Origin of the sequence: Streptomyces sp. NPDC001508 (assembly GCF_040298665.1) — a bacterium.
Lineage (GTDB): Bacteria > Actinomycetota > Actinomycetes > Streptomycetales > Streptomycetaceae > Streptomyces.
Window position 1 is genome coordinate 1 of the sequence record NZ_JBEPAP010000016.1, and the last position, 11,847, is coordinate 11,847.

11 protein-coding genes and 1 riboswitch are annotated in these 11,847 nt (G+C 70.3%); of the genes, 4 read left to right on the forward strand and 7 right to left on the reverse strand.

Annotated elements, in window-relative coordinates; all coding sequences use genetic code 11:
* Both ABT245_RS16925 and ABT245_RS16930 read left to right on the forward strand, forming a co-directional pair.
* A partial coding sequence (locus ABT245_RS16925) for a zinc ribbon domain-containing protein (RefSeq protein ID WP_351734202.1) occupies positions 1–261 on the forward strand: 261 nt, incomplete at its 5' end.
* Positions 262–293: 32 nt separating this feature from the next.
* Positions 294–806, forward strand: a complete 513-nt coding sequence (locus ABT245_RS16930) for a P-loop nucleotide/nucleoside kinase family protein (RefSeq protein WP_351734204.1) — start codon at positions 294–296, stop codon at positions 804–806.
* Positions 807–859: 53 nt separating this feature from the next.
* Here ABT245_RS16930 and solA read toward each other — a convergent pair whose 3' ends face one another.
* From solA to ABT245_RS16960, 7 genes are all read right to left on the reverse strand, one after another.
* Positions 860–2,107 (reverse strand): N-methyl-L-tryptophan oxidase, encoded by a 1,248-nt coding sequence (gene solA, locus ABT245_RS16935; RefSeq protein ID WP_351734206.1) that lies wholly within the window; start codon positions 2,105–2,107, stop codon positions 860–862.
* Entirely contained in the window at positions 2,083–3,153 is a 1,071-nt protein-coding gene (locus ABT245_RS16940; RefSeq protein WP_351734208.1) for an aldo/keto reductase, read from the reverse strand. Before ABT245_RS16940 ends, solA begins: the two co-directional genes overlap by 25 nt.
* Positions 3,154–3,272: 119 nt before the next feature.
* Positions 3,273–4,466, reverse strand: a complete 1,194-nt coding sequence (locus ABT245_RS16945) for an acyl-CoA dehydrogenase family protein (RefSeq protein WP_351734210.1) — start codon at positions 4,464–4,466, stop codon at positions 3,273–3,275.
* Between the two features lie 604 nt (positions 4,467–5,070).
* Positions 5,071–5,787 carry a GntR family transcriptional regulator gene (locus tag ABT245_RS16950; protein WP_351734212.1) on the reverse strand — a complete coding sequence of 239 codons (717 nt, stop codon included), beginning with the start codon at positions 5,785–5,787 and terminating at the stop codon, positions 5,071–5,073.
* A 168-nt stretch (positions 5,788–5,955) separates the two neighbouring features.
* Positions 5,956–6,072 (reverse strand): putative leader peptide, encoded by a 117-nt coding sequence (locus ABT245_RS46095; RefSeq protein ID WP_502982140.1) that lies wholly within the window; start codon positions 6,070–6,072, stop codon positions 5,956–5,958.
* A gap of 35 nt (positions 6,073–6,107) precedes the next feature.
* Positions 6,108–6,221: riboswitch (SAM riboswitch) on the reverse strand.
* A 178-nt stretch (positions 6,222–6,399) separates the two neighbouring features.
* Positions 6,400–7,224 carry a DUF1684 domain-containing protein gene (locus tag ABT245_RS16955; protein ID WP_351734214.1) on the reverse strand — a complete coding sequence of 275 codons (825 nt, stop codon included), beginning with the start codon at positions 7,222–7,224 and terminating at the stop codon, positions 6,400–6,402.
* Positions 7,225–7,304: 80 nt separating this feature from the next.
* Positions 7,305–8,228 (reverse strand): LLM class F420-dependent oxidoreductase, encoded by a 924-nt coding sequence (locus ABT245_RS16960; RefSeq protein WP_351734216.1) that lies wholly within the window; start codon positions 8,226–8,228, stop codon positions 7,305–7,307.
* A gap of 330 nt (positions 8,229–8,558) precedes the next feature.
* On the opposite strand from ABT245_RS16960, the gene ABT245_RS16965 reads away from it, so the two are divergent.
* Together ABT245_RS16965 and ABT245_RS16970 are read left to right on the forward strand one after the other, a co-directional pair.
* A complete protein-coding gene (locus tag ABT245_RS16965; protein WP_351734218.1) occupies positions 8,559–10,763 on the forward strand; it encodes a SpoIIE family protein phosphatase in 2,205 nt (734 codons plus the stop codon).
* A gap of 237 nt (positions 10,764–11,000) precedes the next feature.
* Positions 11,001–11,825 (forward strand): 6-phosphogluconolactonase, encoded by an 825-nt coding sequence (locus ABT245_RS16970; RefSeq protein WP_351734220.1) that lies wholly within the window; start codon positions 11,001–11,003, stop codon positions 11,823–11,825.
* Positions 11,826–11,847: the final 22 nt, after the last annotated feature.

Genomic DNA, 11,847 nt, shown 5'->3' on the forward strand with positions numbered 1-11,847 from the left:
GACGCGGGCGTGCGGCTCTTCCTGAACATTCTGGCGAACAAGGCTGAGAGCGCCGGTCGCCTGGTGGTTCCGGTGGACCCTCGCAACACCTCCCGCACGTGCCCGCTCAGCCTCGGAGGCTGCGGACACGTTGCCAGGGAGAACCGCGTCACCCAAGCGAAGTTCGAGTGCGTCAACTGCGGCTGGTCCGGCAACGCCGACCACGTAGGCGCGCTGAACGTCCAGCACAGGGCCGGGCTGGTCCTCTGCGACGCTGCTTAGCCAGCGATCCAGGAAGCCCTCGACCTTTAGTCGTGGGTGGAGTCACGCTCATTGTCATCGGCGGCCTGCCCGGCACCGGCAAGACCACCCTCGCCCGGCTCCTCGCCGCGCGCATCGGCGCGGTCCATGTACGCGTGGACACCATCGAGCAGGCCATCGTCCGCTCCGGCCTGGCGCGGCATCCCGTCGGGCCGGCCGGATACGCCGTCGGATACGCCTTGGCCGAGGAGCATCTGCGACAGGGACTGACCGTGATCGCGGAGTCGGTCAATCCGCTGGCCGTCACACGCGACGCCTGGCGTGACGCGGCCGTCAGGGCAGGGGTCCCGGCGAGGGAGGTGGAACTGGTCTGCACCGATCCGGCCGAGCACCGGCACCGGGTGACGTCACGCGCGGTCGACATCCCGGACCTGCCGCTGCCCGACTGGCAGCAGGTCGTCGACCGGGACTACGAACCGTGGGACCGCGCGCACATCGTCCTGGACACCGCACGACAAGGGCCGAAGGAGTCATTGGCCACGCTGCTTCGTCGCCTCGACGCGTAGCGGCCCGGCGGCACACCGGCGGTGTCCGCTGGAGCGGGGCACCACTGGTGGCGTCATCGGTCGGCCCGCCGGGCCGAGAACCGGCTCGGGTCGAGGAAGCCGATGCCGGTGTACGGGGCCTCGCCCACCGCGAGTGCGGCCAGGAGTTCGCCGATGCCGGCGGCGTGCTTGAAACCGTGCCCCGAGTCACCGCCGGCGACGATCAGACGGGGATCGCCTCCGGGGCGTCCGACGAGGAACTGGTGGTCCGGAGAGTTGTTGATCATGCAGACGGTGGCCTTCTCGGGTACCGGGTCGATGCCGGGAAACGCGTCGGCGACCCACGCGGACAACTGGGCCATGTCCGCGGTCGGACGGATGGAACGGTCCACCTCGTCGGGGTCCGTGTCGGCGAAGTTGTGCCCCTGGTCCTCCATGCCGATCTTGATGCCGAAACCCTCGTGGGCGTCCGAGCCGTGACCCCACAGCACCCTGCCGTCCGGGAGTTCACGGATGAACGCGGGAAAGCGCTCCAGCGAGAACGCGTCGTCGTCCGGGTCACGGGGCCGAAACCAGAACAGCGGTGTGCGGCGCGGCCGGAGCGGCAGTCCGGGGACGAGCTTGCCGAGCCAGGCACCGGTGGCGACGATGGCCTGCCGTGCGACCACGCGCGCGGTGGGGGTCTGTGCCGTGACTCCGTGGGCGGTGAGTTCCAGGGCCAGCACGCGCGTGTCCTGGTAGACCACGGCGCCGTGGTCGGCCGCGGCCCGTATGTGGGCGCGGACGGCGCGTTCCGGGTAGCAGAGGCCGGCCTCGGGGTCGAGGACCGCCTCGTGGTCTTCGGCCAGGCCGGCGTACTGCGGATAGCGGGCCGCGAGTCGGTCGTGGGCGATCCGGGTCACTGGAAGGCCCGCGGCCCGGGCGGCGGCGAGCGTTCCGGCGACCGGCGCCGATCCCGGTGCCCCGACGCTCAGGCACCCGCTCTGCCGCAGCAGCGGCTGCCCGAGCCGACTGCCGAGTTCGTGCCACAGGTCCCGCGATCTCAGCGCGATGGGGGACAGCCCGGGGTGCTCCTGGCAGGCGACCCGGAACAGGCGGGTGATGCCGTGTGAGGAGCCGAACGGGTGCCCCACGCCGAAGCGTTCGATGCCCACCACGTCGACACCGCGCTCGGCCAGCCGCCACAGCGCCGCCGAGCCGAACGCGCCGAGGCCGATCACCAGGACATCGGTGCGCGCCGGCTCGGGCGGCTGCGCGGCGATGTGCGCCTGCCGCGCCTCGCCGGCGGGGTCGCCGCTCACAGTTCGGAGGACAGCGTCCACGGGTTCACTCCAGCGTCGGTCGCGTGTGTGTCGATCTCGGCACGTTCCTCCGCGGTGAAGGAGAGGTTCGTGAGCGCGCCCAGATTGTCGCGGAACTGCTCGACGCTCGTCGCGCCGACCACCGCGGTCGTGACCCGGGGATCGCGCAGCACCCAGGCGAGGGCGAGCTGGGCCAGGCTCTGGCCCCGGCGTCGGGCGATCCGGTTCAGGGCCCGCAGCTTCGCGAGGGTTGCGTCGGTGCGTGCCGCGTCCGGCAGCGTGGGACGCTCGCCACTGCGCCGCACGCCGTCGAAGCCGTCGAGGTACCGGTCGGTGAGCAAGCCCTGGGCCAGCGGCGTGAACACGGCGGCACCGAGACCGGCCTCGCCCAGCGTGTCCAGCAGATCGGTCTCGATCCACCGGTTCAGCAGTGAGTACGACGGCTGGTGGACCGTCAGCGGTGTGTTGAGCCTTCGCGCGATGGCGATCGCCTCCCGGGTGCGCTCGGCGGAGTAGGAGGAGATGCCCACATGGATGGCCTTGCCGGCCCGTACGGCCGTGTCCAGCGCCCCTATGGTCTCCTCCAACGGGGTGTCCGGGTCGTAGCGGTGGGAGTAGAAGACGTCGACGTGGTCGACGCCGAGGCGGTCGAGCGATTCGTCGAGGCTGGACAGGAGGTACTTGGCCGAGCCGAGCCGGCCGTACGGGCCGGGCCACATCGGCCAGCCGGCCTTGGTGGTGATGACGAGTTCATTGCGGTAGGGACGCAGGTCCTTGCGCAGCACGCGCCCGAAGTTCTCCTCGGCGGCGCCCGGCGGCGGGCCGTAGTTGTTGGCCAGGTCGAAGTGGGTGACGCCGTGGTCGAAGGCGTAGCGGATGATGTCCCGTTGGGTCTGGAAGGGCCGGTCGTCTCCGTATCCGTACCACAGCCCCAGGCTGATCGGTGGCAGCAGGAGGCCGGAGCGGCCGGCCCGCCGGTACTCGACGCCCGCGGCGCGGCGCGGGTCGGCGCGGAAGACATCGTGCGGGTCGGGGCGCTCGTCGTTGAACGTGGCGGTGGTCGACATGGTTCTCCCTACGGTGTGGGACGGTCCGGCAGGGCCGGGTGCGGTCGTGGCCGGCCGCCCGCGGTCGGTCTCGGGTGCGGCCGTGGTCGGGGCGCGGTGGGCGCTGACCCGGTTTCGGCTCAGTCGGCTGCGCCGGGCGTGCCGCCGTGGCCGGCCCGCTCGATGAGGGCGGCACCCGCGGAGGCGTACTTCCATTCGTTCGGGTCGTGCAGGGTGTGGGTGCGGGCGTTGCGCCAGTGACGGTGCAGGTCATGCCTGTCATCGGTGGCGCTGGTGCCGGTCCAGGCGAACAGCTCGCCGGACACCTCGACCGCGACGTCGGCGGCGAACGCCTTGGCCTGGTCGAGGGCGAGGCGTGCCTCCCCTACGTCGGCGTCGTCGTCGCTCGCCCAGGCCGCGTCGACCAGCCGCGCCGCGTCGGCCAGCAGGAGACGTGCCGCACGTGTACGGGCGGCGGCCACCCCGACGCCGCGCTGGACCAGCGGGTCCTCGCCGGGCGTGTGGAACGGCAGCCCGGGGGAGACCCGGGCTCGCGTGGTCAGGTACGCCAATGCGTCATCAAGCGCGTTCTCGGCGATACCGACGTCGATGGCGGTGTGGGCGAGACGCCCGGCGAGCCACCAGCCGCGGCGCGCGCCGGGCTGGGTCCACGGCGAGATCACCCGGTGTGCGGCGACGGGTACGTCGTCGAACTCGGCGGTTCCGCTTCCGGTGGCGCGCTGTCCCATGCCGGCCCAGTCGTCGGCGAGGCGGACACCCGGAGCGTCCCCGGGCACGAAGACGAGGGTGAGGTCGTCGCCGGAGAGGGCATAGACGGCGATCCAGGCGGCGCCGAGCGCCCCGGTGGCGTAGTGCTTGGTGCCGCGCAGCCGCAACCCGGCTGTGGTGCCGGTGACCCGGGTGCGGAAGTCGGCCGCGGTCCTGCCCCCTTGCTCGCTGGCCGCGTTCCCGATGCGGGCGCCGGCGAGCACCGCGCCGAACAGCTCGTGCCGAAGGTCCTCGCGGCCGGCGGTGAGGAGTGCGTCGACGAACGCGAAGTGGGTCTGCGGGATCTGCGCGAGCGCGCCGTCGGCGGAGGCGAGGATCCGGAAGACCTCGGCGACCGTCTCCTGGCCGACACCCGCGCCACCGTACTCGGCGGGCACGCGGATGCCCAGCAGCCCCGAGTCCGACAGCAGACGGGCCGCGTCATACGGGAAACGCCCCTCGCGGTCGCGCCCCGCCGCCCCCGGCGCGAGTTCGGCGGCGAGCCGGCTCGCCGCCTGAACGGCCTCGGCGGCCGAGGACAGGACGGGCACGTGTGCGGAACTCATAGGGAAACCTCCCGGAAGACGGCGGCGGGACGGGTGCCTGCCACCCGGCCGCCCCGGCCGAGCAGCCGGTGCCGGTGGCTGCCCGGTTCGTACGCGGTGCGGTACAGGCCGCGCCGCTGCAGGATCGTATGACGGACTCGATGAACTCGGTGAATTCGTGGGGAATGAGGAACTCGTGCAGATTGAATCCGTCGACACCGGCCGTCCGCGCGATACGGGCTGTGCCGTCGGCGATCCGGGCGGGTCTGCCGACCAGGGTCTCCAAATACGGGCTCAGCTCCGTCAGACGGCGTACGACGTCGGCCACCCTGGCCGGCCGCCACACAGTGTGCCGTCATCTGTCGGAACGAAGACCATCGCCGCCGGGCGAAACGCAGTCCTTGACAGCCGACCCGGCATCCAGCCTCCCAGAGATCGCGGACGTGAAATCCGAAAGGCATCGTAAACGCTGACCGGATTGATTTGTCTTCGGTTTCACACTCTGGAATCCGCGCCAATCCGACCCTGTTCGGCCCGTTGATTCCGGGCCTCGGACGGCGATTACGCGGGATTACGCGGCGACGCGTACGCCTCTCGCGGTCGGCCCGCGTCCACGCCGCCACCGTCAGTCGGCCCGGGTGAAGTCGCCGGTGAAGTCGAGGAAGTTGGCACTCGCCGGGAAGTACGCGTGTGTCACCTCAAGGAGGACACCCCCGGTGTCGCTGAGCCGTCGCTCGAACCGGAAGACCGGTTCGCTGTCGCCGATACGGATGAGCGCGGCGAGCTGCCGATCACCTTCCACGACTTCCGCGGTGACGGCCACACTCCCGAGTGCCGTCCCGTAGGCCTCCATGAAGTACTCGCCAAGAGGTTGGTCGGCCTGTCGGCGTGACCGGTCCTGCGCGTACAGCTTCGACAGCCTGCCGAGCAAGCCGGCGTCGACGGCCCTGGCGAAGGTTATTTCAAAACACAGGGCGTCACCGTGGCCCAGTAGCCGCTCGATCGTCACCGCCTCGGTCGCGGACGGCCCCTCGTCGAACAGTCCGGGCGGAGTGGGGCAGGTGGTGATCTCCAGCAGCGCCACCGTCGGGTCGAGATTGCGGACACGGAAGAGTTGACCGACGTCCACGCGGCTGGGGCCGCGCCTCACCACCGTGCCCCTGCGTGGCGCTCGCTCGACCAGCCGGTCGTCGCGCAGACGCTGGAGCGCCAGTCGGACCGCGTCGCGCGGGGCGGCGAGCGCACGGCCCAGCTTCACCTCGTCCAGCCGCGAGCCCGAAGGCACCCGGCCGTCCCGTATACCCGAACGCAAGGCGCCGTAGATACGTTGGGTGACGGGCATCAGAACCTCCGCTTTGGCCGAAGCCGGCCTGTTTCCTTCCGGGTGTGACATCCCATGGCGGTCGCGGAACATGGGCAGCGGGCCGACGGCACCACGCAGGGCGCTGGGGGAGACACATACCGGCAGCCGTGGCCGGCGAAGGCCGCCGGCCGGCCATGAGACGAAGTGTCAGACGAGACACAGACAGCTGGTGAAGCGCTGAAGACCGATGTGGCGTCGGCGGGAGAGCCGGGAGAACACCGTGGCGACGGCGAAGGAGGCCCTGGGCTCATCGCTGTGCCGCATCCCGGTCCTCCATGTTTCCCGCCCCCGGTCCCGGGGGCACGCGCTTGCAGGACATGTGGGTGGTCCTGCCGGGCTTTCACCTGGAGCACCCCACCGCGGGGGAGGGTTGCCGGTCAGCGAGCCAGGGCTTGACGCTGACACTCAATGCCGGACGTGATCGTACGGAGCGGTGTTGTCATGCGTCAATCCCCGATGACGGCCACCACCGGGTGCGGTGCGCGTCGGCATCGCCGACGAGCCCGTCCCGGAACCGCGGAGCCGCGGTATCCACCGCGGCGCGGGTCACGACGACGGTGGCCGGGCGACCGCGGGAGCGGCGTGGGCCGGTCAGGAGCCGCCGCGCTCGTGCGGGATCTTCTGGCCGGTCTCGATCGCCACGGGAAGCCGGTTCTCGGCCGGTGGCAGCGGGCAGGTCGCCAGGTCCGTGTAGGCGCACGGCAGATTGGCGGCGCGGTTGAAGTCCAGTACGACGCCGCCGTCGGCGGCGGGCGGCTCCACGGCCAGGACCCGGTTGGCGGCATAGGTGGTGACCCCGGAGGTCGCGTCGGTGAACAGTACTGTCAGCCGGCCCGCACCGCGCCCGGGGAAGGCGGTCAGGGACAACCGGCGCCCGTCCAGCTCGAACTCGATCCTGCCCGGGGCGTCGTACACATGCTCGAGGCCCTCCACCGCGGCGCCCACGGTGGTCGGCCGCGGCTCGTCGAAGGGCAGATAACGGCCCTTCACCACCCAGCGCGGATGGGGCGGGTAGGCGGGTGTCCCGGTGAAGGCGGCACGCAACGGCGCGTCCGGGTGCCGGGGACGCACGATGTCGTGCCCGCCACGCTTGGCGACCTCGATCACGGCGTCTTTCCAGACCGCGTCGACACCGCCGCGCTCGGGAAGCACGCCGAAACGGTGCTCGCCCCGCACCGGTGTTCCCTGGACGACCAGTTCCTCTCCGTCGTCCAGGGTGACGACGACCCCGTCGCGGCCGGTACGCCAGACACCGGGGGCGTCGGGGAAGCGCTGCGGCCGGTCGTCGAGCCAGTGCAGGGCGGTGATCGCCAGAAAACCGTGCGGATCGGCGAGCCGGGCCTCCTGGGCGCGGTACCAGTCCAGCCATTCCTCGGTGAAGGCATGGAGATCCGTCGGGGTGACATCGGTGGTCATGGGTGCTCCCTCGTTCCGCGAGGCCCGGCCTCGCCATGGTGTGCGGTCAGGTATCCGGTCGGCGGCCCGCCGTCGGGCACTCAGCCGGCGAGTTCGCCGAGGAGCGCCCAGGTGCGCCGCCGGTCCGCCTCCCCGGCGATCTCGGTGCCCGAGAAGACGACCTCGGTGGCTCCGGCGTCCCGGTACCGCCGTACCTCGGCGGCGACCGTCTTCTCGTCGCCGATCACGGCCACGTCGGCGGCCCGCCGGGCGGCGGAGAGTTCGATGACCCGTGCGTAGGACGGGATCTGTTCGTAGAACGCCAGTTGCTCGGTGGCCTTGGCCCGCACCGCCTCCACGTCGTCCGTGACCACGCCGGGCACCAGGGCCACGATCCGGGGCGCGGGCCGGCCGGCGGCCTCGGCCGCGGCCGTCAGGGCGGGCACGATGTGTTCCGCCAGGGCGCGTGGCCCGGCCAGATAGGGGAGGATCCCGTCCGCCAGCTCACCGCTGACGCGCAGCGCCTGCGGGCCCATCGCGGCGACCAGCAGGGGAACGCCGTTCTCGGCCCCCGGTACGCGCGCGGGGATCGGCGGGGCCGCGGTGAGCAGCTCACCGTGGAAGTCGGCCGTGCCGGTGTCCGTCAACTGCCGCAGGGCGGTGAGGAATTCACGCAGGCGGGCGATGGGCCGTGCGAAGGGCAGTCCGAAGCCGGTCTCCGTGAGCAGCCTGGTGCCCAGGGCCAGCCCGAGGTGGTAGCGGCCGTGCGTCGCGGCCTGGGCGGTCTGGGCCTGGCTGGAGACGAGCAGCGGGTGCCGGCCGAAGACGGGGATCGCGGAGGTCCCCACGTGCAGTCCGGGTACCTCGCGCCCGGCGATCGCCGCGAGTTGGGGTGAGTCCGCGCCGAAGGTCTGCCCGAACCAGGCCGAGCGCAGACCGGCCGCCGCGGCCTCGCGGGCCAGCTCCACAGTGGTGTCGACCTGGTTGTCGGCGTCGGACGCGTTGAGTGCTACTCCTACCGTCATGCCAGCCAGAACGGTCGGCGGCCGGACCCGCATTCCGTCCCTGTGTTTCAGCTTCTTGTCAGTCATGTGTACGGGATCGGATGTGTGCGGGGTCGGATGCGTGCGGGCGCCGCTCGCGCCGGGCCGGCACCGGTGACCGCCATGCCGGTCGGGGCCGGCCCTGCCGCGGTGCGGGGGAGCGGGCGGGAAAAGCAAAGTGCTTGAGTATTAGTTGATCGAAAAACGTGAACGTGGACGGCCTCAAACCACAGCTGAATAGCCGATTGGCCGTCCGGACATTTATCATGTGCTCTATTGGAGGTGGTTCGACGGCGCCGGGAGCTGAACGGTATGAACGCTGACACGCGCGGGCCGGGCCGGCGAGCGGATGCACATCCCGCCAGGAGCCGCGACGACGTGCTCGTGAACGCCGCCTGTCGTACGCTGCGTGATCTGCGCGCTTCCTCGGTGGCCGTGTTCCTTCCCGTGCGGGGTGAGCCCATCCTGGGCGCGGCGGTCGCCGCCGTGGAACCGCTCGGCGTCGGACTGATGGAGCGGCTGCCCATGGACGACGAGATTTTCCCGTCCGTCGCCGCCTATAAAACCGGTGAGCCCAAGGTTGCGCACTCCATCGATACGCTCGGCAAGTATCCGCAATTCGCAGTCTTCGTTCCCTATCCCCTTACCATAGCGTCGGCGCCATTGGAATCGGAGGGTAAGCGGTTCGGTGCGATCGCCGCCTTCTGGCCCGGAATTTTCCGGCATATCCGTTCGGACGAAGTGGACCGACTTTCCGCTGTGGGCCGGGAGGCGGCCCGCGAACTGATTCCGTTGGCGGCAGCGGGTGTCTCGATGCAGGCCGGCGAGATTCCGCTGGTGACGGCGATGTGTGCGGTGTCCCCGGCGGTCGGGGACGACACGGTTCGGGACGCGGAGATAGCTCCCTTCATGTACCACATCCAGCAACTGGCCCTGAGGCTGCCCAGGGCGTTCAGCCTTGAGGATGTCGTCCACGAGGTCGATCAACGAGTCGTCGCTGGACTGAAGGCCCGGGCGATGGCCATCACGTCGCTGGAAAACGGGCGGCTGCGGGTGGTGGGCGCCTCCGGTTGTTCGCAGGCGTTCCTGCGGCGGCTGGAAGTCTCCTCTTCCTGTAGCGGTATGCCCGAGGAACGCGCGATGACCGAGAAGAGACAGCTCTTCTGCGACACGGCGCATCCGCAGACGAGGGATCGGGTCGAGTCGACGGCGGCGGGGGACGGCGCCGAGGAGGCCGAGAAAGCCGAGGAATACGTATGGATAGTGAGTCCCCTCATGGCGGGTACACGCGTGCTCGGTACGTGCTCCATCGGTTTCACCGCCGACGACCGTCACTTTGCTGCCGAGCGGGCCGCTCTCAATGCCTTGGTACCTCTTCTCGGTCAGACGTTTGAGCGGATCCGTGCCGAGGAAGCCTCGCACGCGCTGGCACGACAGCTGCAGCAGGCACTCCTGCCGAGAATGCTGCCGAGTATTCCGGGGCTCGTCTCCACCAGCCGCTATGTGCCTGCCAGTGGCGGCCTTGAACTGGGGGGCGACTGGTATGACCTGATCCCTGGCCCGTCCGGCGGTGTCACGGCCGTCATCGGAGACGTGCAAGGTCACAGCACGGCCGCGGCGGTGGTGATGGGGCAGCTCCGTAGCGCCGTTCGGGCGTATGCCACCGACGGGGCCAGCCCCGGGTCACTGCTGCGGCGTACCAATCGTCTGCTGGGTGAACTGAAGACCGACCTCTTCGCCACCTGCTGCTGTGCCTTGCTGGACCCGGAAACGGGACGCATGCGCGTCGCGACAGCGGGTCACCCGGTCCCGCTGATCAGACAGGCTTCCGGTGACTATCTCGATCCCCGACCGGATGTGGGCCCGCCGCTCGGAGTCGACGTCGAATACGAGTACACCGATGTCAGTGTTCATCTGGAGCCCGGAGCACTGGTCGCCTTCTACACCGACGGCTTCCTCCGCGCCGGCCCCGGGCATGAGATGGGCCGTGGTGTCATCGACAGCGCCTACGCCGTCTCCCACGGCCAGCTGGAGGCCATCGGCGACGAGGTGGTGAAACGCACGAGCGTCTTTCCGCGGGCCGCGGACGACGCGGCGCTGCTGCTTCTGCGCTATGAGGAGCCCTCAGCGCAGGCACGTCATTATGTGCAGCGTCTGGAGATCGCTCGACGTGATCTGCGGGGAGTGCAGCGCGCCCGCCTGTTTCTGCGGGCGTGGTTGTCCGCATGGTCGCTCAAGGCGCTCGACGACGAGGCGCAGCTCCTGTTGTCGGAGGTCGTGACGAACGCGCTCGTCCATGCCGACAGTGATGTGGACCTCAGGGTGCGGCGGTATCCGCACCATCTGCGGGTGGAGGTCAGGGACAGCGACCCCCACCCCGCCATCAACGTCGGACGTCCTGGCGAGGCCCAGGCGGAGGGCGGCCGGGGGATGATGATCGTCTCGGCTCTCGCCTCGGCGTGGGGGAACTCGCCCAGCGGTCGCGGAAAAACCGTCTGGTTCGAGCTTCCTTTCTGACGCGCGACAGGCTCCTCGGTGGTGAGCGGGAGCTGGGCCGCCAGGGCGACACGAGTGTCGATCGGCGACGGTGATCGATCCACGGTGGGCCCCGGGCGGAGCCCCCTGCGAGCGCTCGGTTCGGCATGACGCGGATGACATCACTTGGGCCATTGCCCAGACCAGTCAGACCACAGTAGTATCCGTGGAGTAACTGGTTCGCCCGAGTCTTTGGCTGGCTGAGAAGGAGTTCATTCTGTGCGGGTTTCGCCGATCGTCTTCCCGGACCCAGAGGCACTGGGGCGCAGACTTGCCGCGGAGATCGCAGACGAGATCGAGGACGCGGCGCGGGCAGGACGGATGTATGTGCTCGGCTGTCCGGGGGGCCGCAGTGCCGCCAGCACCTACCGCGCCCTGGCGCGGGAAGTGGCGGCACGCCGGATGGACCTCGGACACGTCGTGATCGTGATGATGGACGAGTACACCGAGGCCGTGGCGTCGGACGCGCACGGCTCGCGGTATCGGGTGATCGATCCCGAGCTGCCCCACAGTTGCCTCCGCTTCGGGCGGAAGGAGATAGTGGAGCCGCTGAACGCAGCCGCGGAGCCGGGGCGGGGAATCGCCCCGGATCGGCTCTGGCTGCCCGATCCGAGTGATCCGGAGGCGTACGACCGCCGGATCACGGAGGCCGGTGGCATCGATCTCTTCCTGCTCGCCTCGGGGGCGGGCGACGGGCATGTCGCGTTCAACCCCGTGGGCAGCGCAGCGGACTCCCGCACCAGGGTGGTGCCGCTGGCGGAGCAGACCCGGATCGACAACCTGTCGACCTTCCCGACCTTCCGCGGGTTGGAGGACGTGCCCCGGTACGGGGTCACCGTCGGTCTCGACACCATTCGTTCGCAGTCCAAGCGCGTGGTGATGGTGGTGCACGGCCAGGACAAGGGCCAGGCCGCCCGGCGTCTCACGCAGGCCACGGGATACGAGGCCGACTGGCCGGCCACCGTCTTCGCCGACTGCGCGCAACCCCAGCTCTACCTGGACCAGGCGGCGGTCGCCGCCTCCGCGTCGTTCGCCTCGCTCTGACGTCGCACCTCATATCGCAATC